The sequence below is a fragment of the Pseudomonas sp. TE9122 genome, assembly GCF_056278925.1.
Genome location: NZ_JBWBQI010000001.1, coordinates 4,708,172 through 4,734,324, shown reverse-complemented (window position 1 = coordinate 4,734,324; position 26,153 = coordinate 4,708,172). Strand labels below are relative to the sequence as shown.

The window sequence follows — 26,153 nt, the reverse complement described above, 5'->3', positions numbered from 1 at the left end:
TTGTTGCTAGGCGTTGCTGTGCAGGAACTGCTCAGTCGATACCACGCTGGCGTAGGCAAAACCCAGCGCCGCCATGAAGGCTGCATGCACATGGGCGGCCGGCACCGTCAGGCCATCGAATTCCAGATCACGGCTGGCGCAGGCATCGTGAATCACCGTGACCGCATACCCCATGTCCGCCGCCGCGCGGGTGATGCCATCGACGCACATATGGCTCATGCTGCCGACCACGATCAGGTCGGTGATGCCGTGTTCGTCGAGCACCGCTTTCAGTTCGGTTTCGCGGAACGAGTTGACGAAGTGCTTGAGCACCACCGGTTCGTCGGCGCGGTTGAGCACTTTCGGATGCAGTTTCGCGCCTTCGGAGCCGGGAGTGAAAAACGGCGCGTCTTCGGAGGTGAATTCATGCCGAATGTGTACCACCGGATCGCCCTTTTCGCGAAAGGCTGCGATCAGCCGTGCGGCGTTATCGGCAGCGGCGTCGGCGCCGACCAGCGGCCACTTGCCTTGGGGGAAGTAGTCGTTCTGGATATCGACTACGATGAGCGCTTGCTTGGCCATGGGATTGTCCTCGAGACGGTGATTGGGTGTGGCCTCAGTATTGACGCTGGCCGAGGATTCGAGGATTGGCCGCACCGACAATAGACGGGGGAAAACTGACAATGGCTGCACAAAGAGCCGCCACCGCTGAACTGGGCGTGCTGATTTACCCCGGCGCGCAACTGGCGGCGGTGCACGGTCTGACCGATCTGTTCGCCGTGGCCAATCGCATCGCTGCCGAGTATCAGGCTGTGCAATTGCCCGTGCTGCGGGTCAGTCACTGGCAGGTCGATGGCGAGCAGTTGCCGGCGCGGGTCTATGACAGTCATCCCGGCGACGAGGACGCTTTGCTCGCCGTGCTGATTCCGCCGTCCCTCGGCGGGTTCGATGCGGCGCAGATGACCGCGAGTCTTGCGCAGTGGCTGCGCGATCAGCATGCACACGGCGCGACCCTCGGTGGTGTTTGTGTGGGCTCGTTGATGCTCGCTGAAAGCGGCTTGCTCGACGGTCGCAGCGCCACCACCCACTGGACCTCGGCCCAGGTGTTTGCCGAGCGTTACCCGAAGATCAAACTGAAGGCCGACACGCCGATTGTCGACGACGGTGACCTGATCACCACGGCCGGGCTGATGGCCTGGTCGGAGTTGGGGTTGCGCCTGGTCGATCGCTTGCTCGGCCCAAGCATCGCCACCGCGACCGCGCGTTTTCTGGTGATGGAACACAGCGACAGCGCCAGTGAATGCGGAAGCAATTTCGCACCGATCCTCAGCCATGGCGACGCGGCGATTCTCAAGGTCCAGCACTGGCTGCAAAGCACCGGGGCGACGGATGTTTCGCTGAACGCGATGGCCGAGCGTGCGGGACTTGAAGAGCGTACTTTCCTGCGCCGATTCCGCGCCGCGACAGGCTTGAAACCGACCGAGTACTGCCAGCACCTGCGGGTCGGCAAGGCGCGGGAAATGCTCGAGTTCACCAATGGCACGATCGACCACATTGCCTGGACGGTGGGCTATCAGGATCCGGGCGCGTTTCGTGCGATCTTCAAGAAGATTACCGGGCTTGGGCCGAGTGATTACCGTGGGCGGTTTGGTGTGAATCCCGCTCCCAGAACGACGATGAACTAATGTGGGAGCGAGCCTGCTCGCGAAGGCGCTGGATCTACAGAATTGTAGTCGGCTGACACTACGCTTTCGCGAGCAGGCTCGCTCCCACAATGATCGCGGCGAGGGTGAGAGATCGTGCAATTTGCCGGAGTTTTGCGCGCTGTCGTGCAGTTTGAAACAGGCGTGATGCCAGCACAGTCACGGCAAGCTCCCGATTATCGGGCGGTTCGTGGGGATCGTTGATTGGCCTGATCTCTGCAAATTCCCTGAGTGAACCCATCGACTGATGCAAGGGGAACGCATGACCCCGACACCCAGCAACAAAATCGTCGTGGCCCATTCGGTGCGTGCCGAGGCGCCGCAACATGAAGTCGAGACCAACAAGGCTCTGGCGCGCTGGTTGGCGCAGATTCTCGGCTGCAAATTCGGCGGCAGTTACGATCCGGCCAAACATCAGGGCCGCGAGCTGTATCTGCTGCCGACACAAACCATCGTTGGCGCCGCCCACGCTCAAGCGCTGGGCATCAACGGCCCCGATGACTTGTGGGGCGGTTACGTCGAATACGATTTCATCTGCACCAAAGCCATCAGCCACGGTTTGCGCAGTCATCTGGCGCACGCGCCGCAGGGCTGGTCGCCGCTGTTCTCGGAGCGGGTGCGCAACGTTGTGCTCGACGGTCTCAGCGTATTTGCCCTGGAAGATGCACGGCCCGCCGCCGAACATCTGCTGTACGCCGGGCCGATTCGCTTGAAGCCGATTCACGCTTGCGCCGGTCGCGGCCAGGAAGTGATCAAGAGCCTCGACGCGTTCGATGAAATCCTCGCTCGCCCAGAAGCGGAGAGCGTGTTCAGTGACGGCGTAGTGCTGGAGCAGGACTTGAGCAACGTCGTCACCCACAGCGTCGGCCAGTCGTTCATCGGCGGCAAAGTGTTGAGCTATTGCGGTGATCAATACTTGACCGAGGACGGTCAGGGCGAAGAGGTCTACGGCGGCTCGAATCTGCTGGTGGTGCAGGGCGGCTATGACCAATTGCTCGCGCTGGATCTGCCTGATGATTTGCGTCTGGCCATCGAGCAGGCGCAGGTCTTCGACAGTGCCGCCAACGAAGCTTACCCGCGCTTCTTCGCCTCGCGGCGCAATTACGATATCGCCCAAGGCCTGGGCGCCAGCGGCAACCCGCGCAGCGGCGTGCTCGAACAATCCTGGCGCATGGGCGGCGCGAGCAGCGCTGAAGTGGCGGCGCTGCAAAGCTTCGTCAACGATCCACAGATGCGCGCCATCCGTGTGTCGTCGGTGGAAACCTACATCGATCAGGCGCTGCCGGCGGACGCCATCGAGGTCTATCGCGGCCCGGCGGAAAACAGCGCATTTCTTCTCAAATATGTGACGGTCCAATCCTATGACGGCTAGAAGCGAATGCATTCAAATCGACATTGATGACGAACAGATGAGCGGGACTTTTCTCAGTCCCAAATCGAAAGTCCCGGGGGTGTTGTTTGTTCACGGTTGGGGCGGCAGTCAGGAACGTGATCTGGAGCGGGCCAAAGGCATCGCCGGCCTGGGTTGCGTATGCCTGACCTTCGACCTGCGCGGGCACACCGGCGGCACAGGAATTCCGCTGACCCGGGTGACCCGTGAAGACAATCTGCGTGATTTGCTGGCGGCCTACGATCGTCTGCTGGCGCACCCGGCGCTGGATACCTCGGCAATCGCCGTGGTCGGCACCAGTTATGGCGGTTATCTGGCCTCGATCCTGACGTCATTGCGCCCGGTGCGCTGGCTGGCGCTGCGCGTGCCGGCGCTGTACCGCGACGAGCAATGGCACACGCCCAAACGCGATCTGGACAAGGCCGACCTGCGCGATTATCGCGGCACGCTGGTGCGCGCCGACAGCAATCGCGCCCTGCATGCCTGCTCGCAATTCACTGGCGACGTGCTGTTGGTGGAATCGGAAACCGACGATTTCGTGCCCCACGCGACGATCATGAGTTACCGCGCCGCATGTCAGCAGACTCACTCGTTGACCCATCGGATTATTGATGGCGCCGATCACGCGTTGAGTGATCCGGTTTCGCAGCAGGCCTACACCTCGATCCTGGTGGACTGGATTACCGAGATGGTGGTGGGGGAGCGGTTGAGCATTATCCAATCCAGATGATGTTTCGCATGTACCGGCCCCTTCGCGAGCAGGCTCGCTCCCACAGGTTGAACGCATTTCAAATGTAGGAGCTGCCGAAGGCTGCGATCTTTTGATCTTGATTCTAATGTGTGGGTTTCTTCTCGATCCGCAGCGCCTTTGCCTTGGCCTCCACCACCAGATACATCACCACCGTGATCAACAGCGGCAGCAGAAAATAAATCGCCCGATACGCCAGCAATCCCGCGACCAGACTGCCGCGCGACGCCTCGTGCTGCAGCAGCGCCACGAACACCGCCTCAAGCACACCCAGTCCCGCCGGAATGTGCGTAATGACCCCGGCAATCGCGCTGATCAACAGCACCCCAAGCACCAGCGGATAATCCAGTTTGCTTGGCAGCAGAGTGAAGATCACCGCCGCCATCAGCGACCAGTTCAACGCGCCCAAGAGCAATTGCAGCACCGCCATGCGCAGCGACGGCAGGTTGATTTCCACGCCGCGAATCGACCACTCGCGGCGTTTGGAAAACTGACACGCCGCCAGATAGCCGGCGCTGACCAGCAGCAATAACACCCCGACCAGTTGCAAGGCCGAACTGCTGAGTTTCCAGCCCGGCGGCATAGTCACCAGACCGCTGCTGAACACTACGCCAGCGATGGTCATGTAGCCGAACCAGTTGGTTGCCAGGCTCAGGCCGAGAATCTTGGCAATGTTGCCTTTGCTCACGCCCAGCCGCGAATACAAGCGATAACGCATGGCGATGCCGCCGACCCAGGCGCTGAGATTGAGGTTGAAGGCGTAGCTGATGATGCCCACCGGCAGGATCTGCTTCCAGGTCAGGTCCTGACGAATGTAGGTGCGGCCAATCAGGTCGAAACTGGCGTACACCAGAAAGCTCAGCAACGTCAGGCTGGCGGCGATGATCAGCGTGCGCACCTTGAAATCGGCGAGGGTCTCCAGCACCTCGGCCCATTCGATGCGCGTAGCGAACATCGTCAACAGGACGATGAGCGCGAGGAAAAACAGGATGGTCAGCGGACGTTTCCAGCGGCTCCATTTCGACGGCGCCGCTTGTGTCGAATGGCTATCGGAATGGACTTCGGAATGACTCATGGACGCGCACCTCGGAAAGGCTTCAGACGCGGTTTATGCGCCGGCAGCCAACCGGCCATGGCCGGGAAGTGCCGCAGGAAGTGGAACACGAGAAAGCCCACGGTCATGTGCCAGATACGCCCGCGCGGCAACAGCTTGGCGTCCATGGCTTTGCAGTAGTTCTGGCTGAGATCTTCGAGGCGTTCGTACAGGTGCTGATTGAACGCGCGGTCGCGGATCAGCACGTTGGCTTCCAGATTCAGCGACAGGCTCAGCGGGTCGAGATTGCTCGAGCCCACGGTGCTCCAGTCATCGTCGACCAGCGCGACCTTGCCGTGCAGCGGGCGCTGGCAGTATTCGTGAATCTGCACGCCGGCACGCAGCAGATAATCGTAGGTCATGCGCGCCGCCAGTTTGGCTACGAGCATGTCGGGCTGGCCTTGCAGGATCAGCCGCACCTCGACGCCACGGCGGGCGGCGTTGCGGATTTCGCGCAGCAAACGGTAGCCGGGAAAGAAGTAGGCGTTCGCGATGATTACCCGGCGCTTGGCCTTGCGCAGCACCTGCAAATACACGTCTTCGATATCGGTGTTGTGTTGATCGTTATCGCGGAACACCAGGCGTACCTGGCCGTCGTGGTCGGTGAAGGCCATTTCCTCCAGGCGCTGGCGCCGGCGCTGCCACCAGAACCGCGCGCGTCCGGGACGACCGCTTTGCAGCAGGGCGAAGTGATGGATATCGGCGACCACCGGGCCCTGGATCTCCACCGAATAATCCTGCTTGGCTTCAGGGCCGAAATCGGCCAGGTGATCGCCGGAAAAATTGATCCCGCCAATGAACGCGATCAAGCCGTCGACCACCACGATCTTGCGGTGCAAGCGGCGGAACCAGTTGGTGCGGATGCCCAAATGCTTCGGCGCCGGATCGAAGATTTGCAGATGCACGCCGGCATCGCTCAAGGCCGACAGATAGCCGGTGCTCAGCTCGCCACAGCCGAAGCCGTCGAGGCTGACCGTGGTGCGCACGCCGCGCTGGGCGGCTTCGATGAGGATTTGCTGCAACTCGGCGCCGACCTTGTCTTCGAAGACGATGAAGGTCTCCAGCAGGATCTCGCTCTTGGCTGCGCGCATCGCTTCGAATACCCGGGGGAAATATTCCTCGCCGTTCTCCAGCAGCTCTACGCGGTTATTGCTGTGCCATTGATACTCGACGTCCACGTGGCCGGGCTCGCGCACCGGCGGGTTCAGCGGGACCGGGTCGACGGCGGATTTTTCCAGTGGCGCACTGTTCATAGTTCAATCTCCACCGATAACGGTGCGTGGTCGGAAAGGTGGGACCAGGGCCGGTTGGTCAAAACTTTCGGGCGGCTGGCCTTGAGGTTGCGTACGTAGATGCGGTCGAGTCGTAGCGCTGGCAGCCGCGCGGGAAAGCTGCGCGCCGGCTTGCCGTACTGCTCGGCGAACACTTCGCGCAGGCCACAGGGCTTGAGCTGCGCATCGGCACGCTGGCGCCAGTCGTTGAAATCGCCAGCGACGATCACCGGGGCATCAGCGGGCAATTCGGCGAGACGTTGCATCAGCAGATCCAGTTGCGCGTTGCGGTGGCTTTCGCGTAGGCCCAGGTGCACGCAGATCGCATGCACTTCGGTGCCGTCGCCAGGCAGGCGCAGCACGCAATGCAGCAGGCCACGGTTTTCATGGCCGCTGATCGACACGTCGAGGTTGTCGTGGCGGATGATCTGGAATTTCGACAGCAGCGCATTGCCGTGGTCGCCCGCCGGGTACACGGCATTGCGCCCGTAGGCGAATTGCGGCCAGAGGCTGTCGGCGAGAAATTCGTATTGCGGCATCGTCGGCCAGTTGTCGTAGCGTTTCGGATGCTGCTCGTGCGTGCCGTGCACTTCCTGCAGAAACACCACGTCGGCGGCGACGCTGCGCACCGCTTCACGCAGCTCCGGCAGGATGAAACGCCGGTTCAGCGCGGTGAAGCCCTTGTGGGTGTTGACAGTCAGTACGGTGAAGGTGCGCACCGAGGGCGCAACCACGGAGCCTTCGTCGGTGAAACCGACCGGTTCGGGAATGCTCATGACAGAACTCCTTCTGCGGCGACTTGCCCGGGAGTTGTGGCGAGGTCTTTGTCGAGGTCCAAGCGCTGCAACAAGTTGCGTGCGTCGTAGGGCGCGCGGACTTTGATGTCGTTGTCGAAGTAGCAGAACACTTCGCGGGATTTGCGCGCGCGGGGTTTCAGGCGTGGGGCTATCAGGTGGGCGTCCTCTGGCTGTTTACCGTGATGCCAGGCGTCGATGCGCTCGGCCCAGCGCTTGAGCGCTTGTTCGGAATAACCGCTGGCGTAGAGCTCTTCGGCGCCGTGCAGGCGCACATAGACGAAGTCGCTGGTGAGGTCTTCGCGGTACGGCCATTTGCCGGCGGTGTCGGCAATGACCAGCGCGGTGTTGTGGCGTTTGAGCAGGCGCACGAATTCCGGATCGATGAAACTTTCATGACGGATTTCCACCGCATGGCGCAACGGTTTCTTGCGCCAGGCTTTGACGCTGGCGTGGCCGGGAAGATGCGAGTCGTGCTGGCGGGCGAGGGCGGCTGCGGCTTGGGTATCGTGGGGCAGTTGCGCAAGAAAGTGATCGAAGCGCTCGGCGTCGAATTTGAAATTCGGCGGAAACTGCCAGAGGATCGGCCCGAGTTTTTCCTTCAGCTCCAGCACGCCCGAGGCAAAGAAATTCGCCAGCGGCTTTTCGATTTCGCGCAAGCGGCGCACGTGGGTGATGAAGCGCGGCGCCTTGACGCTGAACACGAAGTCATCGGGCGTTTCGGCGTACCACTGGGCGTAACGTTCGGGGCGTTGCAGGGCGTAGAACGATCCATTGATTTCGATGCTGTTGACCGCGCGGGAGGCGAACTGCAATTCGCGCTTCTGCGCCAGTCCCTTCGGGTAGAAATCCCCGCGCCACGGGGCGTAGCGCCAGCCTGAAATACCGATGTGAATCGTCGCCATCCCATCCTCCCGTAGAAAGTCCTCGTGTTGCCGATGTTCTGTGATGACTGCGGCGGGGGCGGGAAAGTTTCGGTGGCGTTACGGACGGTCGCGGGTGAAGCGAAGATCAAGAGCTTACCCCCTCACCCCAACCCTCTCCCCCAAGGGGGCGAGGGGGAGGGGAGCAGATCTTCATGTCTCCTGAAATCGCGTACGACTGTGAAGGGAGCAGATCTTCATGGTCTTCAGGACTTGAGTTCGACTCAAGACGTGCAGTTGGTGATTTTGGTCATGCAACTCGGTCGGCTCCCTCTCCTGGGGGAGAGGGCTGGGGTGAGGGGGCTCTTGAACTTGCCGCGCAATTACCGATCAGTTCCTTACCAGGGTCAGCCACGGGAGATCGGAGCTTTGCGCAATTTCAAGATCGCCATTCTGCTGGGAGCGCTGCTGTGCTTGGGCGTCAACACATCGCAAGCCGTCGCGCTACCGGGCGTTCCGGCTGCCGCCGATACGGCGGAAAAACCCGCCGAACCGGAACCGCTGGTGCAGGGCGGTCTGCTCGGGGCGATCAGTACGAGCATCGACGATGTGCAGGAAAAACTCGATCTCAACGAACACCTGGTCGATGCCTGGCGGCTGCGTGCTGACCGCGCGGCGGATGAGGTCGATCGGCTGGTCAAGCAACCGTCGAATCGCTCGGGCTGGAGCGTCGCCGGGGATTTCCTGACGTTGTCGGGAGTGTGGCTGGGCAGTTTCGCCCTGCTCACCGTGCTCGGCAGTCTGCTGGCAAAGCGTCTGCGTGAGGGCCGCTGGTTGCGCACCCGCCAGCGCAGTCAGGATCTGCTCGGCTACGTGCTGCCTTTCACCGTGCCGGCGCTGATCTGCCTGCCGCTGACGCTGTATGTCAGCCATTTTCTGCAAGCTTCGGTGGGCCGTGCGCTGGCGCTGTGTCTGGCCTACGCCACCAGCAGTGGCATTTTCTCCACGTCGATGTTGTTGTGCGTGGTGGTGATGTTCAATGTCGGCCACAAGCGCGCCGCCGCGCGAATCATCCGTGAATACTGCCCGCGACCGCTGTTCCTGATCGGCTTTCTCGCCGCTCTCAGCGATGCCCTGACCAGCCCGCAGATCGCCCGACAATTGGGCGGCAATATCACCAGCAGCATCGCCGTGTTCACCGGGCTGATCGCCTCGGTGATTTTCGGTTTGCTGGTGATTCGCCTGCGCCGGCCCGTGGCGCATCTGATCCGCAATCGCCCGCTCAGTCAGCGTTTGAAACAACCGTCGCTGCAGGAGTCGCTGCGGATATTTTCCGGGCTGTGGTATTGGCCGATCGTGCTGATGGTGCTGGTCTCGGCAGTGAGCCTGATCGGCATCGGCGAGGACAATCAGAAAGCCCTGCGCTGTGCCTTGTTCACCACCGTGCTGCTGATCGCCACAGTGTTTCTCAGCACCGTGTTGCAGCATTTGTTCAAATCACGCAAGGCTGAGGCGATCCAGCGCAGCAGTGCCTACAAGGAACGTTTTCTCAGCCTGTTGCATGCGTTGCTGCGCATCGTCATGGCGATTGTGTTCATCGATATTCTCGGGCGGATCTGGGGCGTGTCGTTGCTCGATTTCGCCCAGAGCAGCACCGTCGGTCGAGCGATCAGCAACGCCTTGAGCAGCATCGGCCTGATCTTCCTGGTGACGTGGCTGCTGTGGGTGGTGCTCGACACGGCGATTCAGGAAGCGCTGAAACCGCCGCTGAGCAAACGCGCGGCACGCCAGCCGAGCACGCGGGTGAAAACCATCCTGCCGCTGCTGCGCAACGCGATCAAAATCATCCTCGTGGTGATCTGCGCGATTACCACCATGGCCAACCTCGGCATCAACGTCGCGCCGCTACTGGCCGGTGCGGGCGTGGTCGGTCTGGCGATCGGTTTCGGTTCGCAGCAACTGGTGCAGGACGTCATCACCGGGTTGTTCATCATCATCGAAGACACCCTGTCGATCGGCGACTGGGTGGTGCTCGATTCCGGCCACGCTGGCACGGTGGAAGGCCTGACCATTCGCACCTTGCGCCTGCGCGACGGCAAGGGTTTTGTGCACTCGGTGCCGTTCGGCCAGATCAAAGCTGTGACCAACCAATCACGCCAGTTCGCCTTCGCATTTTTCTCGGTGCAGTTCACCTACGACACCGACGTCGACAAGGCCATCGAGCTGATCCGCGAGGCCGGCGATTCGATCCGCGAAGACCCGTTCCTCAAGTACAACCTGCAAGGGCCGCTGGATGTGTTTGGCGTGGACAAGATGGATCTCAACGGCGTGGTGCTTACGGCGCAATTTCGCACGGTGTCCGGCGGGCAGTATGCGGTGAGCCGCGCGTTCAACCAGCGCTTGAAGAAGCTTGTGGATAACACACCCAATGTGCATTTTGCGCAGACTTATCCACAACAGGTGCTGTTGCCGAAGCGGCAGGAGGAGGGGGCGGTGGTTGCGGATGAGGTACCGCAGGAGTCACGGACCTGACGCCTGTTTGTGTAGAGACAGGGCCGGCGCTTTCGCGAGCAGGCTCGCTCCCACAGGGGCAATGGGATTGGACTGTGGGAGCGAGCCTGCTCGCGAAGACGCCGGTGCGAACACTCTCAATGCCGGATCAGCTTGGCATGCAGTTGTCCCATGGCTATCGGATCCAGCTCTACCCAAACCTGCTGCTTGCCGGCAATCACCGCGGCCACCGGCACCCCATCGCGATACACCAGCCGATTGCTCACCAGCGCCGGCACTTTCACCCCGGGCAATAACGTTCCGGCCAGATTCAATGGATCAACCCCACACACCGCCACCAGGCTGCCGTCCTGCGGGCGTCGGCGTACTTCGCGCAGCAAGGGAATGGCTTCGGGCAAAGCAAACTGCTCGCCAGCCAGACCACTGACAAACCGCCCGCCACGAATCTCGCCCCGCGCTTCCAGACGATGAAAGGTGCGCAGCAATTCCCGCCAACTCGGCAGCCAGTCCGCTTCGCGTTCGAGCAAGCGCCAGAACACCACGCCGTAGCGGCGCAGCAGGGTCATGGCGACGTGTTCGAGTGTCTCGGCGGCATCTGCTGACGAACCCCGGCGCAGCAATGCCCAGCGCCCGGCATCGTCCATGCCGCCGATAAACGCGCCGCGCCCGCGTCGGCTACTGCGCTGCTGGCGCTTGCTTGCCGGCGTGATCAGCGCGCGCAGGCCGGCGAAGCTGTAGGCGTTCACCAAACCTGCGGCGACCAATTCCTGCAGGGCGATTTCCAGTTCGCTGCGCAGCAGGCGCGCTTCATGAATCAACTCATCGAAAAACAGCGCGCCATGCTGACTCAGCGCCTCGAAGACTTTCTGCGTTTTCGGCGATAACTCACTCACCGGCGTCTGTTCAGCCAACGCACTCCACAAACCCACCTGACTGCGCGGCAGCAGCACGATCGGTGTACTGCGCAATGCCGAGCCGCTGACTTTCTGCCGCGCGCTGATGCGCGTCCACACCAGTTTGCCGTTGCGGCACAGTTCATCCAGCCAGCTCGGCGAATAGTCCTTGCGGCGTGCCGGCAGGATGTCGCTGTCCCATGCCGAGGCTGCCGCCGGATAACCTTCGAACTGGCCGACAATCGCCGGCAGCACCGCACTGCCCTGACCTTGGGTGGCCGGCGTCAGATGCTGCCAGTCGAACAGAAAACGCATGAAGTCCTGCAATGCCACCGGTTCGATTTCCCGGCGCAGGCGCTTGACTGTGTAGCGATGGATGCGCGCCAGCAGATGGCGTTCGCACCATTCTTCAATCGCGCTGTTCGGCGTGAACTGGCCGCGCAAGACGTAGCCTTCACGCTCCAGTCGGGCGAGGGCCTGATTGACTTGCGCGGCTGGCAAGGCCAGCGGCTCGGCGATGGCCGGCAACGGGATCGGCCCAAAGGCGCCGAGACGGGCGCGGATCACTTCGACCAGCGCCTCATCGAATGCCCATGCGTCGTCGAAGCCGGGTAGCACGACTGCTGCGCTTGCCAACGTCGCCTGTGGATAAAGTGCTTGCAGGCAACTCAAGCGTTCGCGGGCCAGCCATAACTGATGCTCGGCGTCGATCTGCAACAGGCAGGCGCGGCCGCTGGCCATCAGCGTTTGCAGCCAGTCCGGCCAACCCGCATTGGCGCGGGCTTCGGCATCGCTGATGCAGGCGAGGCTCATCAGCGCTTCGTGCATTTCATCCATGGAATTGGGCGACGGCCAGGCTTCTTCGCGCACCGCCGTGATCGCGTCGGCGTCCAGCGCGCCGAGATCATCGGTCGACTGCGGATCGCTCCAGCGTCGATTAATCACCGCTTGCGTGCGGCGTTCCTCCAGCGGCGCGTCGTCGAGAAACGTGTAGGGGCGGGCGCTGAGGATTTCTGCCGCGAGCGGCGACGGCGCAGGTAAATCCCGGGCGATCAGGCGCACCTCGCCACGCTCCATGCGCCGCAGCAGGGTCAGCCAGCCTTCGCTGTCCATAGCTTCGTGCAGGCAATCGTCGAGGGTCTGTTCCACCAACGGATGTTCGGGGACTTCGCGCTCGCCGGCGAGGTTTTCCAGGCAGGCGATCTGGTCGGGAAACACACTGGCGATCAGGTCTTCGCTTTTCATCCGTTGCAGTTGCGGAGCGACTTTGCGCCCGCCGGTAAAACGCGGCAACGCCAGCGCCACCCCGGCATTCCAGCGCCAGCGCACGCCGAATAACGGAGCATCAAGCACGGCTTGAATGAGCGTGTGTTCAGCGCTGTTGCTGTGCAGGTAACGCCAGACTTCGTCGAGCTCGAAGCTGTGACTGGTGGACAGCGACAGCACGATCGCGTCTTCGCTGGCGGCGGCCTGCAACTCGAAGTTGAAGGTGCGGCAGAAACGCTTGCGCAAGGCCAGGCCCCAGGCGCGGTTGATGCGGCTGCCGAACGGCGTGTGAATGATCAGTTGGGTGCCGCCGGACTCGTCGAAAAACCGCTCCATCAACAGCGTGTCCTGCGAGGGCAGGGCGCCGAGGGTTTGCCGCGCGCGCGCCAGATATTCGACCAGTTGCTCGGCGCTGGCGAGGTTGAGGCCGAGTGTGGTGGTCAGCCAGTCGAGCGCCGGTTGCAGATTGCCGGGGCTGGCGCTGAGCAGCTCATCGAGTTGCGCTTGCAGGCGCGCGACGGCCGCCGACAGTTCATCACTGCGCCCCGGCGCTTCGCCGAGCCAGAACGGAATGGTCGGCGGCATGCCCTGTGCGTCCTCGACCCGCACTTTGCCGCTTTCTACCCGCAGGATGCGGTACGAGGTATTGCCGAGCTGGAACACGTCGCCGGCGATACTTTCCACGGCGAAATCTTCGTTGACGCTGCCGATGTTCAAGCCCTGGGGTTCTAGCAATACGCTGTAGTCGGCGTTGTCCGGGATGGTGCCGCCACTGGTCACGGCGGTCAGTTGCGCGCCCCGCCGGCCACGCAAGGTGCGACTGACGGCGTCGCGGTGCAGGTAGGCGCTGCGGATGCCCTGGCGACCGTTGTAGCCCTCGGCGAGCATGCTCAGCAGGGCCTGATAGTGTTTTTCGTCGAGATCGCGATAGGGCCAGGCTCGGCGGAACATCGCAAGCAACGCGTCCTCCGACCATTCCTGGCAACTGACCTCGGCAATGATCTGCTGCGCCAGCACATCCAGCGGTTTTTCCGGAATGTGCAGCGTATCGAGCTCGCCCCGGCGCACGCAGTCGAGCAGGGCGGCGCACTCGATCAGGTCGTCGCGGGTGGTGGCGAACAAACGGCCCTTGGGCGTGCCGCCGACCTGGTGTCCGGAGCGACCGACTCGTTGCAGAAACGCAGCAATCGAACGCGGTGAACTGATCTGGCAGACCAGGTCGACTTCACCGATATCGATGCCCAGCTCCAGTGATGCAGTGGCGATCAGCACTTGCAGCTCGCCGCGTTTGAGGCGCTGTTCCGCATCGAGGCGAAACTCTTTGGCCAGGCTGCCGTGGTGCGCCGCCACGGCCTGCTTGCCGAGGCGGTCGCTCAGATGCCGGCTGAGGCGCTCGGCAAGGCGTCGGGTGTTGACGAAAATCAGCGTGGTGCGGTGCTCGCGAGCGAGTTCTGCGAGGCGCTCATACACCAGTTCCCAGACATCGTTGGCCATCACTGCCGACAACGGCACCGGCGGCACTTCGATGCCCAGATCCCGAGGGCGGGCGTGGCCGATGTCGACGATTTCGCAGGGGCGATCGTGACCGACCAGAAACCGCGCCACGGCTTCTACCGGCTTCTGCGTGGCGGACAGGCCGATGCGGGTCAGCGGTTCGGCGCACAACGCTTGCAGCCGTTCAAGGCTCAAGGACAGATGACTGCCGCGCTTGCCCGCGGCCATGGCGTGGATTTCGTCAATGATCACCGTGCGCGTGGTGCCGAGCATCTTGCGCCCGGATTCCGAGCCAAGCAGCACGTACAGCGATTCCGGGGTGGTCACCAGAATATGCGGCGCGCTCTTGCGCATGGCGGCGCGGTCTTTTTGCGGCGTGTCGCCAGTGCGTACGGCGGTAGTGATGGTCAGCTCCGGCAGGCCCATCTCGCGCAGTTGCGCGGTAATGCCGGCGAGCGGACTCTGCAGGTTGATCTGGATGTCGTTGGACAGTGCCTTCAACGGCGAGACATAGACCACCAGGGTTTCGGCGGGCAAACCGTCAGGATGCTCCAGACCGCGATGGACAAGCTCATCGAGCACGGCGAGGAACGCGGTCAGGGTTTTGCCGGAGCCAGTGGGCGCGGCGATCAGCGTCGACCGGCGCTGGCGAATCAACGGCCACGCACGGGCCTGAGCGGCGGTGACCGCCGGGAAAGTCTTGTTGAACCAGGCGCTGACGGCGGGGTGAAAACCGGCCAGCGCGCTGTTGGCGGGGAGGGGCAGATTCATGACTGGAGTTATGCGGGCGAGGGCGGGAAGATGCAAGTACCGTTCGGAGCCCTTCGCGAGCAGGCTCGCTCCCACCCTGGAATGCGGTCCCCTGTGGGAGCGAGCCTGCTCGCGAAGGGGCCGGCCAGGACGGCGCAAATTCGCGGATCTACACTTTACGGATGACGGTTGCGCACTAAACCCGCAAAATGCAACGATTCCGGCAATTATCGACGACGGTTCCACGAGAACCGTCGCTAAAGCCATCGTTCCAATCAGACTGGGCCTGCTGACTCTATGCGAATGCGCCTTATGTTACTGGGCGGCGGAAATGCCCTTGGGCAGGCGCTGATTCGCCTCGGTGCGGAAGAAGACATCGGTTTCCTCGCCCCCCGCCCGCCCGAAAACGGCTGGGATGCCGCGAGCCTCACCCAACTGCTCGACGACACCCGTCCCGATGCGTTGATCAACCTCGCCTACTATTTCGACTGGTTCCAGGCCGAGAGCGTCAGCGAAAGCCGCATGACCGGTCAGGAACGCGCCATCGAGCGTCTGGCCGAACTGTGCCAGCACCACAACATTGTCCTCGTGCAGCCGTCGAGCTATCGCGTGTTCGACGGCTCGCGGGCCACGGCCTACAGCGAAAAAGACGAACCGGTGCCGCTGGGCCTGCGCGGTCAGGCCTTGTGGCGCATCGAGCAAAGTGTGCGCGCGACCTGCCCGCAACATGTACTGCTGCGTTTCGGCTGGCTGCTCGACGACAGCCCGGACGGCACCCTCGGACGCTTCCTCGCCCGCGCGGAAAAACCCGAAGAGTTGCTGCTGGCCGATGATCGGCGCGGCAATCCGACTCCGGTCGATGACGCCGCGCGAGTGATCATCTCCGTGCTCAAGCAACTCGACTGCGCCGCGCCGCTGTGGGGCACTTACCATTACGCCGGCCACGAAGCGACCACACCGCTGGCGCTGGGCCAGGCGATTCTCACCGAAGCACGCAGCCTGCATCCGTTGGCGATCGAAGCACCGACCGCGCAGGCTCACGCCGCGCGCCCGGACGCCGCCGAAGAGCCGCAACATGCAGTGCTGGCCTGCAAGAAAATTCTCCACACTTTCGGGATCAAACCGCGCGCCTGGCGTGCCGCACTCCCGGGTCTACTGGACAGGTTCTACCGACATGGCTGAAGCAACGGTTTTAATCACTGGCGGAGCCGGCTTCATCGGCTCGCACCTGACCGATGCCTTGCTCGCCAAGGGCTATGCGGTACGCGTGCTCGACGACCTGTCGACCGGCAAGCGCAGCAACCTGCCGCTGGACAATCCCAAGGTTGAACTGGTGGTCGGCGATGTCGCCGATGCCGCCCTGGTCGCCCGCGCCATACAAGGTTGCAACGCTGTCGCGCATCTGGCGGCGGTGGCCTCGGTGCAGGCCTCGGTGGACGATCCGGTGAAAACCCATCAGAGCAATTTCATCGGCACCCTGAATGTCTGCGAAGCCATGCGCCTGGCCGGGGTCAAGCGTGTGGTGTACGCCTCCAGCGCGGCGGTGTACGGCAACAATGGCGAGGGCGAGTCGATTGATGAAGACACGCCGAAGGCGCCGCTGACACCCTATGCCTCGGACAAACTGGCCGGTGAGCAGTACTTCGATTTCTACCGTCGCCAGCATGGTCTGGAGCCGGCGATTTTCCGCTTCTTCAACATCTTCGGCCCCCGCCAGGATCCGTCCTCGCCGTATTCCGGGGTGATCAGCATCTTCAGCGAACGTGCGTCGAAAGGTTTGCCGATCACCGTATTTGGCGATGGCGAGCAGACCCGCGATTTTCTTTATGTCGGTGATCTGGTCGATTTGCTGGTGCAGGCGCTGGAAAAGCCTGAAGTGCAGGAGGGCGCGGTCAATGTTGGCTGGAATCAGGCGATGAGCCTGAAGCAGATGCTCGAAGCGTTGAAATCAGTGGTCGGTGAACTGCCGCCCGTGAGTTACGGGCCGGCGCGTTCGGGTGATATCCGCCATTCGCGAGCGGATAACCGACGCTTGCTGCAGCGCTTCGAAATGCCGCCGCAGACGCCGATGAGTGTGGGCTTGGCGCGGTTGCTCGGGCGCGGATGAAACAAGCTTTCGGACATGAAAAAGGCGCCCTGCAACAGGCGCCTTTTTCACGGCCGGAATATCGCTATCCCTGTGGCGAGGGAATGTTATCCCCCGATCGACTGCGTACGGTCGTCGTCAGGTCTGTGCCTGCCCGCCACCAAGCCTCATTCACCACCACGTGAACGTTCGGTCAAAGTCAGCTTAGAACTTATAGCCCAAACCGACCATGTAGATGAACGGATCGACATCCACATTCACCCGTGCACGGGTGCCCGGTGCGACGGCGTTGTTCTCGACGGTCGCGCGGGTATCGATATCGATATAGCGCACCTGGGCGTTGAGCATGATGTTGTCGGTGATCATGTAGTCGGCGCCGACCTGCCAGGCCAGGCCCCAGGAGTTTTTCGCCTTGAAGTTGCTGAAGCCGTTGGCGCTGGCTTCGCTGCCGACGTGTTCGTCGTAGATCCAGGTGTAGTTGATGCCACCGCCGACATACGGCTGGAAAGCCGATTTCGAATCCAGCGGGTAGTAGACGACGCTGAGGGTCGGCGGCAGGTGTTTCAGGGTGCCGAGCTTGCCGTTGGCGGCGGGCAGGGCGGTGCCCTTGAGCTTGACGTCATGCTCGAACGGCGTGGCTGCCAGCAGCTCGATACCGATGTTGTTGGTGAGCATGTAAGCGAAGTTCAGACCCAGCTGGGTGTCGCTGCTCATGGTCGCCTTGCCGCCCAGGTCAGTGCCGCTCAGCGGACCCTGATCGACCTTGACGCTGGAACTGTCGGCCTTCGGGTTGACGGTGATCGCACCGGCGCGCACAAGGATGTCACCGGCTTCGTGGGCGTGGGCTAGCGGGGCTGCGAGCGCGAGGGCAAACAGCGAGGCGCTGAGCAAGGACTTGTTCATGGGGGCTCCGAAAGGACATAAAAATTCGATGTCCTAGGGTACGAAGCCGTCTGATACGGTGTTTTGACTCAGCTCAATGAAACAGTGAAGGGGCGGGGTTTTGTGGAACCTTTGAGGGCCTATTCGCGAGCAGGCTCGCTCCCACCTTGGAATGTGATCACCTGTGGGAGCGAGCCTGCTCGCGAAGACGATAGACCAGCCAATACAAAATTACCGGGAATTACTCCGGCAGTTCATACGCATAAATCTTCTCCGCCTCCATCTGATACCCGGCATCGGCCAACTCACTGCTTGAGGCTTTCACCTGCAACGGTCCTTCGACCCAGTACGGCTGATACAGCTCATCAAGCTTCACGCCCAGTTCGCTTTTCACGTGGACGATCTGGTTTGACGGCGGTGGCGGGACGTGGATGCAGGCGCCGAAATACGGCACCAGCAAGAAGTCCGTGGTGCGCCCCTCTTCGCTGACTTCCAGCGGCACGATGTAACCCGGCAGGCGAATGTTCTGCCCGTCGAGGCTTTTCACTACCGGAGCGTTGGGCATGTCCTGCTTGGCCGCCGGCGCGGACTCGGCAGAGAGTGCGTCGCCCATCTTCGACAGGTCGTGCAGCGGGGTCATGTTCGGCACTTCCGGCGCGGCGTCCGGCGGGATCATTTCCGACCAGGTCAGGTCTTTCGGCGCCGCCGCCCACACGGGCAGGGCGACCAGCATCAGCAGCGCAAGCAGGGCGCGGGGCATGGTGAACATCCTCATAAACGGATCGACAGGCCATCGGCCAATGATTGGCGATACGCGCGCCAGGCCGGCACGCTGCCCATCAGCAGCGCGGCCGCCAGAATGCCACCGAGCAGCGTCCATTCATACTCGCTCGGCCATGCCAGCGGCAGGTATAAACCGTAATTGGCCTGCACGTACCCTTGCGCAGCGGCGATGCCGACGTACAGCAATGCCAGTCCGGCGATGACTCCAGTCAGCGCCAACGCAAAGGCTTCCAGCACCAGCAGGCTTGCGATGTGCCACGGCCGCGCCCCCACCGAACGCAGAATCGCCATCTCGCGGCGACGTTCGTTGAGGCTGGTGAGAATCGCCGTGAGCATGCCGATCAACCCGGTCAGCACAACGAACAGCGAGACCACGAACAAGGCTTTCTCGGCCGTACTCATCAGGCTCCACAATTCCTGCAAGGCCACGCCCGGCAGAATCGCCAGCATCGGTTCGCCACGGTATTCGTTGATCTCGCGCTGCAAGGCAAAGGTGGAAATCTTGCTGTTGAGGCCGAGCATGAACGCGGTGATCGCTTGCGGCGTCAGGTCCATGTTGCGCGCCTGATCAGCGCTGATCCTGCCGTTGCCGCGCGCCGGCACGCCGTTGTGCCAGTCGATGTGGATCGCCTCCATGCCGCCGAGGCTGATGTGCAACGTGCGGTCCACCGGGGTGCCGGTACGCTGGAGGATGCCGACCACGGTGAAGGGTTTGTCGTCGTGCTTGACCAGGCTGATCGCCGCCACGCCGTGGGCCAGTACCAGTTTGTCGCCGAGCTTGTAGTGCAGCGCTTCGGCGACTTCGGCACCGAGCACCACTTCGAAAGGATCGGTGGCAAACGCGCGACCGTCGGCCAGCGCCAGGTGTTGCTGGCGCCCGTACTGGTAGTGCTGGAAATAGGCTTCGGTGGTGCCCATCACGCGATAGCCGCGATGGGAATCGCCGAGGGACATGGGGATTGCCCACTTCACTTTCGGGTTGTTGGCGAAGTGTTCAAAGCTGTCCCAGCGAATATTGTTGGTAGCGTTGCCGATGCGGAACACCGAATACAGCAGCAGGTTCACCGACCCCGAACGAGCACCGACGATCAGGTCAGTACCGCTGATGGTGCTGGCGAAACTGGCCTTGGCTTCGGTGCGCACGCGCTCGACGGCGAGCAGCAGGCACACCGACAGGGCAATGGCAAAGGCGGTGAGCAATGCGGTGAAACGGCGGTTGGCCAGGCTGGCCATGGCCAGACGAAACAGATACATCTCAGACCTCGGCGGACGTGGCGGCGCGATTGAGTTCGGCCAGGGACAGATGACGGTCGAACAGCGGCGCCAGGCTCTGGTCATGGCTGACGAACAACAGACTCGATCCGGCCTCGCGGCACTCGGCAAACAGCAGGCGAATGAAGTTTTCGCGGGCGTCGTAATCCAGCGCCGAGGTCGGTTCGTCGGCGATCACCAGCTCCGGTTGGCCGATCAATGCGCGTGCGGCGGCGACCCGTTGTTGCTGGCCGATCGACAGCGAGTCGGCGCGGCGGCTGAGGATGCTTTCGTCTTTCAGACCCAAGTGCGCGAGCAACGTGGCGGCGGCTTGATCGACGCTGCCGTGGCGCTGTTTCGCCCGTTGCGCACGCAGTTTTGAAAAATGACACGGCAACTCAACGTTCTCGCGCACCGAGAGAAACGGCAGCAGGTTGAATTGCTGGAAAATGTAGCCAGTGTGATCGACACGAAACGTATCGCGCTTGCCGGCAGAAAGCTCGGTCAGCTCCTGGCCGAGCAGGCGAATGCTGCCGCGATTGGGCTTCTGCACCCCGCCAAGCAGGCCGAGCAGCGTGGTCTTGCCGCTGCCGCTGGGGCCTTTGAGAAACAGGGTTTCGCCGGCTTCCAGACGAAACGCCGAGATGTCCAGCAGCGGCGGGTGACCGGGCCAGTTGAAGCCAAGGTCGGAAAGTTCGATGAGTGCTTGGGTCATGGCACCGATTTTCATGAAGTGAACACATAACCCTGTGGGAGCGAGCCTGCTCGCGAAAGCGCTGGGTCAGACACCCACCTGTCAACTGACACGCCGCCTTCGCGAGCAGGCTCGCTCCCACAGGGGATTTCGGTGGATCCTAGAATTTCAGCGCAGCCGATTTCGCCGTCACTTCGGTACCTTGCTGGCCGGTCGCGCTGATCAGTTGTACCTGAATCTTCTGCGTCGCCGGGAAGGTCTTGAAGATGTTCGTCAGGTTCAGCGTGCTCAGCGCGCCCGGTGTGGCGCAGCTGAATTGGTAATGCGCATGGATTTCGCTGTGGTCGTGGTGATGCTCGTGACCGTCCTTGTCCGCTTCATCTTCGTCGTGATCGTCGGCGTCCGGCTTGTCGCCGAACAGCAGGCTTTCCAGTTCCTGGCTGACCACCTTGCAGCCGGCCGCAGCGGGCAGGCTGAACAGGGCCAATGGTTTTTCCAGCTGCGCACGAGCGGCAGCGACTTTGGCCTTGTCGGCATCCGACGTCGCGGCGTGTTCAAAACCCACCAGATTCATCGCCGGGCTTTCCAGCTCAAGCTCCAAGGTCTGACCGTCGAGCGCGGCATTCAGACGACCCACACCATGTTCGTGAGCGCCGAGGCTGCCGTGCTCATGATCGTGATCGTGATCGTGCTCATCCACCGCATGAGCAGCGGCCAGCGGCAACAGGGCAAACGGCAAAGCGAGCAACAGACGACGCATGACGGACTCCGAGAAAAATGAAAAGTTTGTTATGTAATCTTATAACGAAAGTGCGCAGAGTGTGCCCGTGCGCTTGAGATTGCGCAAGACATGGCTAAGCACCGCCCGGGATGAGTTCGCGGGCGGTGCTGGGATTGGATGTCATGCTTGCAGAATCAGAAGCCTGCGCCGGGATAGTCGAACCAATAGTGTCCCGAAAGAACATCGTTGATCAGATTTGCGTCGAGCACGCTCGGGGCATCGCGACTGAAACGCTGTCGCCAAGCCGGAAGCCACCAGTAGTTGATGGCTGTTCCGCGCGGAAATACCACCAGAGTCAGCACCTCCTTATCCATTTTGCCCTGCGTGTAGAGTTGATGACTGCGATCCATCAGGGCCATGTACTGGTCGATTGGCAGTCTGAACATAAGTGCCATGGTGAAGATTTTTTCACTCTGACTGAACGCCGGACTCTGCAGTACCCGCAATGCTTCGCAAGTGTGTGAATTCGGTTGACTCGCTATGCTCTGGCCTTCGGGGGTTGAAAGTATGTCGAAACGATCATCCATGTCTCGCCAGTCGGTCCGGCTATTGCGCTCAAAGTAATCACGAATAACAAGGGTCAGTGGACCTGCAGTTTCCCCGTCAGCGGGACAAGCCGAAAGATCGGCAGGCAACCAGATGCGCCATGCCACGATGAGCAAAAACGGAATTATGAGGAGGAGCGAATAAGGGCGTTTCATTGTGGCGTGCTGTGTTTGTAGCGTCGGAAAATAGTGAAGTCATGGTCGCTGGGATTTGCATTGCCGGTCGCATGGCGAAAACCTGCGTCGTTAACTTCAACTTTTTCCCACCCTGCAGAAATGCATACGCCCTTCGTTAGAACGAAGCCGACATGGCCGCTGGCGTCGGAATAATTCATTGCGTAAGCGCCGACGTCCCCGGGCAACGGCGTGCGCTCGACTTTCCAGCTGTTGAGCAATCGTTGTCCATTCGCCCATTCACCCGCGAGCGGAGGACTAACCTTGGAGAAATATGGCAGGTATTTCGATTTGCCATGTTCAATCAACGCCACGTTGACCCCAATTGCGGTCAGCACGTCGTAGACGAACAGATTGCATTTATTTGTGTTTGGTGGAAATTCCACGCTCTGGCTGAGAGTAGGGTGTGGCAGCGACTTTTTGCTTTTATTCCCTGCCCACTGTGTTGATCCCCGGTGTGACAGCGCCTCCATCAGTATCCTGCGCGGCATGTCCTGAATGACGACTTTCACCGTTCGGGTTTCATTTGTACGTTTCACACCATATTCGACTTCGTAGAATGCGTCGTTCGAGACAGCGCCGCTGGTCGTTAGCGGGACTTTTACCCACGGTGATATCGCTACGATCGAAAGAGACTTCCCTGGATTCAACGTAGCAGTGTGCATACCTTTTTTTGTACCGGAGTTCCCCACAATCTGAACCGTCACTTCGTGGGTGTCTCGGGTTTTGATCGACGGTAGTTCCTTGCCCGCGAGCGTTATAGCGATCTGGCCGTTTTTGGATATCAATGAATAAATGCGAGGCCTGTCATCGTTTTGAACGATGTTGTCATCTACGACCTGACCGTCGATAAGCAGCTGAAATTTTACGCCTGGCGGTGGCTGCATCAGAAAGTCTTTAAAGATGAGTTTGATTTCCGATTTCATGACAAATCCTGTGTCAGGGGCTCTTCATAGGCATAGAAAGTCCATTCGGAATCTTCCCCTACCAACAGGGTGTCGTAATCCGAAGCGTTTTTTACCGGGTGTTCGCAGCCTTCGCCTGTGAGGTTGCAAGTGCTGTCTTGTAAAACGGCAACCTTCGCCTTGTCCTTGAGTTTGTAAGCCAAACCTGGCTTTTCCGTGTCATTAAGGCGTTCGATGATGACCTGCAAGTAGCGATAAGAGGTCAGGGCAGCAATCGGTGGCCCCATGTCAATTGGAGCGGGCCGGCCAATTCCTGCGAAACCACTGTGTTGCTGAGTGAGCAGCTTATTGGTCATGGGCGGACAACCGCAGGCGACGTAGTCACCCTCTAGCGCAGCTGGTCCGGCAGGTAAAATCAGCGTTCTTTCACCCACTGCTACGATGGGGCCTTTGCCAGGCCCACAGGCCGGACAACTGGCGAGTTGTCCAATGGAAGCGATTATTCTTCCTTCGATATTGAGGTTCTCATTTCCTTCAAGTATCACGCCACCTGTAGAGGTCGGGCCTCCTTTAGAGGCCAGTTTTCGTCCTGAAGACATTGGGAATCCTTCCCGCAAAAAGAGATTAATTTAGCCGATTAACCGGGAATTACCAGATGTGTTTGGCGCCCTTTACTTGGCGTTGCACAAGTCCCATGGGAGCATGCAGGTCAGAAAAGTGCAGGAGCGAACTCGATGTTGCGGATACGCGGAACGGTCGGCGAGGTGCCGGTGGATTTGACGGTGGAGCTGGATGACAGCGATTGGGCCAGGCTGGGTTCCGCGCTGAGCGGGCAGGCGCCGGTCGCGCAGTCTGAGGCAGTGGCATCCGCCCCGGCGGCGAAGCCGGTGAATCAGGATGATGCGCTGTGGCAGGTGGCCAAAGACTTGCTGCGTAAGGCCGGGCAACTCAGTGGACCGGATCTGCTCGATCAACTGGAAGCGCTCACCGGCAGTGCGGCAGCGGGCAAGCGTTTGCTCGTGCGTCTGCGCCACAGTGCCGATGTGAAAGTGGCGAGCGGCGGGGATACGCCGCTCTATAGCTGGATCGGGTAAGGCCTTAATACAGCGCCGCAAACACTTTGCGACGGTAAGCCGTCACCAACGGATGATCATTGCCCAGCAGTTCGAACACCTGCAGCAAGGTCTTGTGCGGCAAGCCTTCGCCGTAGCTGCGGTTGCGGATGAACAGTTTGAGCAAGGCGTCCAGCGCCGCTTCGTATTGCTGGCGCGCCAGTTGCTGGATCGCCAGTTGGTACACCGCTTCATCATCCTGCGGATTTTGCGCCAGGCGGCTTTTCAGGTCGGCGGCGTCCGGCAGGTCGCGGGCGAGGCCTAGGAACTGGATCTGCGCCTTGGCCCCAGCGAGTGCGGCTTTGTGCTCATCGCTCTTGACCGCGTCGAGCACGGTTTGCGCTTCGCCCAGCTCACCGCGCTCGGTCAGGCAGCGTGCGTAAAGGATCAGCGCTTTGGCGTTGGTATTGTCTTCATTGAGCAGGGTCACCAGCACCGCTTCCGCCTCGGCGAAGTGACCTTCGTCGAACATCGCTTGGGCCTGTTCGAACGGGTCGGCAGCGGCCGGTGGCGGCATCTGCACATGCGGTTCCAGCAGCGCGCGCACGGCGGATTCCGGTTGTGCCCCGGCAAAGCCGTCGACCGGCTGACCATCCTTGAACAGCACCACGGTCGGCAGGCTGCGGATGCCGAAGCGGGCGACGATGTCCTGCTCGATGTCGCAGTTGACCTTGGCCAGCAGCAACTCGCCCTGATAGCTCTCGGCAATGCCTTGCAACATCGGCATCAACGCCTTGCACGGCGCACACCATTCGGCCCAGAAATCCACCAGCACCGGTTTGTTGAAGGAGGCTTCGATCACCGACTGGTCGAAATCGGCAGTCGTGGCGTCGAAGATGTACGGCGTTTGCTCACTCATGGAGGATCTCGTAAAAGCGTGGATGGGCTCACTATAAAGCTTCGCGAGGGGCTGCTGAAAGCTGTAACACTGATCGTTCCCATGCTCCGCGTGGGAATGCCTCCGGTGACACTCTGCGTTACGCCGTACGAAGGGACGCGGAGCGTCCCGGGCTGCATTCCCACGCAGAGCGTGGGAACGATCATGCGCGGGTGGCGTGGTAAAGGCTCACATGCCGAAACTCTTCTGGCTCGGCCAGATCCGGCAAGGTCATCGCCTCGAGCACTTCAATTCGCTCATACAACGGATGCCGAAAATCCCGCACACGTGAATCCGCCACCAGCGCTTCGCGTCCGCGAGTGAGAAACGCGTCGAGCAGCGGCAGATTGGCGCGGTCGTACAGCACGTCGGCGACCAGAATCAGATCGAAGCGATCGGCCTCGGCAAAGAAATCCGTCGAATAACTCATCTGCACATCGTTGAGCTCGGCGTTCACCTTGCACGCGGAAATCGCCAGCGGATCGAGATCGCAGGCCACCACTTCCAGCGCTCCGGCCTTGACCGCTGCGATGCCGGCGATCCCGGAACCGGCGCCGAAATCCAGCACGCGCTTGCCGCGCACCCACTCTGGAAACTGTGCCAGATAACGCGCCACGGCCAGGCCGCTGGCCCAGCAAAAGCTCCAATAGGGCGGTTCATGCAGGATGCGCTGGGTTTCTTCCTGGCTGAATTCGCGAGCCATGTTGTCACCGTCGATCAGCCACAGCTGCAAATCGGTGCCGGGCAACGCGCAGGCTTTCAGTCTGGCGTCGCCGAGCAATTCCCCCAAAGCCTGTTGCAGGTCGAGCGGTGCTGTCATGGCGCTTTGACGAATTGCAGCTGGCCCAACGCCTGAGTGGTCGGTTGGGTGATGGTCTGCGACGGCAGGTGCAGGATCAATTGCCCGGACTGGCTGGCGCGCCCGCGCAGCTCGACCCGTGCTCCGGCCGGAAACGCCTCGGGGTTGAACCGCAGGTGGAACGGCAGAATCTGGTTGTTGCCGATCAGGCTGGAACTGGCGAGCAGTTGCTGTGGGCGGTCCTTTTCATCGATCACCAGCAGCGCCAGTTCGACTTCGGCGCCGGCCGGCACCCCTTGCAGGCTGCCGCTCAATTCGCGCTGATGCGCCGGCAGCGGGCCGAGTTCGGCAGCCTCTTTGGCTTTTTTCTGCGCCTGCTGCGGCGCGGGGCCTGGCGTCGGCGGTTGCGGCTTGGGTGCGTCGCTGCCACAGGCCACCAGCAGGCTGAAAAGACTGAGCAGAACGAGCGGACGTAACGGCATTGGAGGCTCCGGCAGAATGAATTCCAT

24 protein-coding genes are annotated in these 26,153 nt (G+C 61.4%); 7 read left to right on the top strand and 17 right to left on the bottom strand.

All coding sequences use genetic code 11. The annotated features are described in order from the left end of the window. Positions 1-6 precede the first annotated feature (6 nt). Entirely contained in the window at positions 7-561 is a 555-nt protein-coding gene (locus tag ACZ9BE_RS21325; protein WP_476249919.1) for a cysteine hydrolase family protein, read from the bottom strand. Between the two features lie 101 nt (positions 562-662). Here ACZ9BE_RS21325 and ACZ9BE_RS21320 point away from each other — a divergent pair, with 101 nt between their 5' ends. The 3 genes from ACZ9BE_RS21320 (at position 663) to ACZ9BE_RS21310 (ending at position 3,802) form a co-directional block, all read left to right on the top strand. Next, a complete protein-coding gene (locus ACZ9BE_RS21320) occupies positions 663-1,664 on the top strand; it encodes a GlxA family transcriptional regulator (RefSeq protein ID WP_476249918.1) in 1,002 nt (333 codons plus the stop codon). Between the two features lie 280 nt (positions 1,665-1,944). Beyond that, complete coding sequence (locus tag ACZ9BE_RS21315) at positions 1,945-3,054, top strand: DUF3182 family protein (RefSeq protein WP_476249917.1); 1,110 nt, start codon at positions 1,945-1,947, stop codon at positions 3,052-3,054. Further along, positions 3,044-3,802, top strand: a complete 759-nt coding sequence (locus tag ACZ9BE_RS21310) for an alpha/beta hydrolase family protein (protein ID WP_073475756.1) — start codon at positions 3,044-3,046, stop codon at positions 3,800-3,802. The genes ACZ9BE_RS21315 and ACZ9BE_RS21310 overlap by 11 nt, the downstream gene beginning before the upstream one ends. A 103-nt stretch (positions 3,803-3,905) precedes the next feature. Here ACZ9BE_RS21310 and ACZ9BE_RS21305 read toward each other — a convergent pair whose 3' ends face one another. The 4 genes from ACZ9BE_RS21305 to ACZ9BE_RS21290 are packed head-to-tail and all read right to left on the bottom strand — an operon-like array spanning position 3,906 to position 7,883. After that, entirely contained in the window at positions 3,906-4,895 is a 990-nt protein-coding gene (locus ACZ9BE_RS21305; RefSeq protein ID WP_041477676.1) for a lysylphosphatidylglycerol synthase domain-containing protein, read from the bottom strand. Continuing rightward, positions 4,892-6,166, bottom strand: a complete 1,275-nt coding sequence (gene clsB, locus ACZ9BE_RS21300; RefSeq protein WP_406227621.1) for a cardiolipin synthase ClsB — start codon at positions 6,164-6,166, stop codon at positions 4,892-4,894. The genes ACZ9BE_RS21305 and clsB overlap by 4 nt, the downstream gene beginning before the upstream one ends. Further along, positions 6,163-6,960: an endonuclease/exonuclease/phosphatase family protein gene (locus tag ACZ9BE_RS21295; RefSeq protein WP_056790768.1), complete on the bottom strand. Its 798-nt coding sequence runs from the start codon at positions 6,958-6,960 to the stop codon at positions 6,163-6,165. The genes clsB and ACZ9BE_RS21295 overlap by 4 nt, the downstream gene beginning before the upstream one ends. Then, positions 6,957-7,883 (bottom strand): DUF72 domain-containing protein, encoded by a 927-nt coding sequence (locus ACZ9BE_RS21290; RefSeq protein WP_095181941.1) that lies wholly within the window; start codon positions 7,881-7,883, stop codon positions 6,957-6,959. The genes ACZ9BE_RS21295 and ACZ9BE_RS21290 overlap by 4 nt, the downstream gene beginning before the upstream one ends. Positions 7,884-8,270: 387 nt before the next feature. Between ACZ9BE_RS21290 and ACZ9BE_RS21285 the strand changes: the two genes are divergently transcribed. Further along, entirely contained in the window at positions 8,271-10,373 is a 2,103-nt protein-coding gene (locus ACZ9BE_RS21285) for a mechanosensitive ion channel domain-containing protein (RefSeq protein ID WP_476249916.1), read from the top strand. Between the two features lie 116 nt (positions 10,374-10,489). Here ACZ9BE_RS21285 and ACZ9BE_RS21280 read toward each other — a convergent pair whose 3' ends face one another. Beyond that, positions 10,490-14,776 carry a DEAD/DEAH box helicase gene (locus ACZ9BE_RS21280; RefSeq protein ID WP_476249915.1) on the bottom strand — a complete coding sequence of 1,429 codons (4,287 nt, stop codon included), beginning with the start codon at positions 14,774-14,776 and terminating at the stop codon, positions 10,490-10,492. 276 nt (positions 14,777-15,052) lie between these two features. Here ACZ9BE_RS21280 and ACZ9BE_RS21275 point away from each other — a divergent pair, with 276 nt between their 5' ends. Together ACZ9BE_RS21275 and ACZ9BE_RS21270 are read left to right on the top strand one after the other, a co-directional pair. Then, entirely contained in the window at positions 15,053-15,937 is an 885-nt protein-coding gene (locus ACZ9BE_RS21275) for a sugar nucleotide-binding protein (RefSeq protein ID WP_041477681.1), read from the top strand. Further along, positions 15,930-16,862, top strand: coding sequence for an NAD-dependent epimerase/dehydratase family protein (locus ACZ9BE_RS21270; protein WP_476249914.1), 933 nt, complete (start codon positions 15,930-15,932; stop codon positions 16,860-16,862). The genes ACZ9BE_RS21275 and ACZ9BE_RS21270 overlap by 8 nt, the downstream gene beginning before the upstream one ends. A 183-nt stretch (positions 16,863-17,045) precedes the next feature. Here the strand turns inward: ACZ9BE_RS21270 and ACZ9BE_RS21265 are convergent, their stop codons facing one another. The 8 genes from ACZ9BE_RS21265 to ACZ9BE_RS21230 form a co-directional block, all read right to left on the bottom strand. Further along, positions 17,046-17,744, bottom strand: a complete 699-nt coding sequence (locus tag ACZ9BE_RS21265) for an OmpW/AlkL family protein (protein ID WP_150638354.1) — start codon at positions 17,742-17,744, stop codon at positions 17,046-17,048. Positions 17,745-17,964: 220 nt separating this feature from the next. Next, on the bottom strand, positions 17,965-18,483 hold the full coding sequence (locus ACZ9BE_RS21260) for a DUF3299 domain-containing protein (RefSeq protein ID WP_024014502.1): 519 nt from the start codon (positions 18,481-18,483) through the stop codon (positions 17,965-17,967). Between the two features lie 11 nt (positions 18,484-18,494). Further along, complete coding sequence (locus ACZ9BE_RS21255; protein ID WP_056790749.1) at positions 18,495-19,760, bottom strand: ABC transporter permease; 1,266 nt, start codon at positions 19,758-19,760, stop codon at positions 18,495-18,497. A 1-nt stretch (position 19,761) separates the two neighbouring features. After that, positions 19,762-20,472 (bottom strand): ABC transporter ATP-binding protein, encoded by a 711-nt coding sequence (locus tag ACZ9BE_RS21250; protein WP_476249913.1) that lies wholly within the window; start codon positions 20,470-20,472, stop codon positions 19,762-19,764. Positions 20,473-20,611: 139 nt separating this feature from the next. After that, positions 20,612-21,211 carry a DUF2796 domain-containing protein gene (locus tag ACZ9BE_RS21245; RefSeq protein WP_476249912.1) on the bottom strand — a complete coding sequence of 200 codons (600 nt, stop codon included), beginning with the start codon at positions 21,209-21,211 and terminating at the stop codon, positions 20,612-20,614. Between the two features lie 155 nt (positions 21,212-21,366). Next, positions 21,367-21,933 (bottom strand): hypothetical protein, encoded by a 567-nt coding sequence (locus ACZ9BE_RS21240; RefSeq protein WP_024014498.1) that lies wholly within the window; start codon positions 21,931-21,933, stop codon positions 21,367-21,369. Beyond that, entirely contained in the window at positions 21,930-22,877 is a 948-nt protein-coding gene (locus tag ACZ9BE_RS21235) for a CHAP domain-containing protein (RefSeq protein ID WP_095181933.1), read from the bottom strand. Before ACZ9BE_RS21235 ends, ACZ9BE_RS21240 begins: the two co-directional genes overlap by 4 nt. Then, entirely contained in the window at positions 22,874-23,455 is a 582-nt protein-coding gene (locus ACZ9BE_RS21230) for a PAAR domain-containing protein (protein ID WP_476249911.1), read from the bottom strand. The genes ACZ9BE_RS21235 and ACZ9BE_RS21230 overlap by 4 nt, the downstream gene beginning before the upstream one ends. A 135-nt stretch (positions 23,456-23,590) precedes the next feature. Between ACZ9BE_RS21230 and ACZ9BE_RS21225 the strand changes: the two genes are divergently transcribed. Then, positions 23,591-23,950: a hypothetical protein gene (locus ACZ9BE_RS21225; protein WP_476249910.1), complete on the top strand. Its 360-nt coding sequence runs from the start codon at positions 23,591-23,593 to the stop codon at positions 23,948-23,950. A gap of 4 nt (positions 23,951-23,954) precedes the next feature. On the opposite strand, the gene trxA is transcribed toward ACZ9BE_RS21225, so the two are convergent. From trxA to ACZ9BE_RS21210, 3 genes are all read right to left on the bottom strand, one after another. Next, positions 23,955-24,827, bottom strand: coding sequence for a thioredoxin (gene trxA / locus ACZ9BE_RS21220; protein ID WP_122506597.1), 873 nt, complete (start codon positions 24,825-24,827; stop codon positions 23,955-23,957). 181 nt (positions 24,828-25,008) lie between these two features. Further along, positions 25,009-25,665, bottom strand: a complete 657-nt coding sequence (locus ACZ9BE_RS21215) for a class I SAM-dependent methyltransferase (RefSeq protein ID WP_476249909.1) — start codon at positions 25,663-25,665, stop codon at positions 25,009-25,011. Then, positions 25,662-26,126: a YbaY family lipoprotein gene (locus ACZ9BE_RS21210; RefSeq protein ID WP_024014493.1), complete on the bottom strand. Its 465-nt coding sequence runs from the start codon at positions 26,124-26,126 to the stop codon at positions 25,662-25,664. The genes ACZ9BE_RS21215 and ACZ9BE_RS21210 overlap by 4 nt, the downstream gene beginning before the upstream one ends. Positions 26,127-26,153 lie beyond the last annotated feature (27 nt).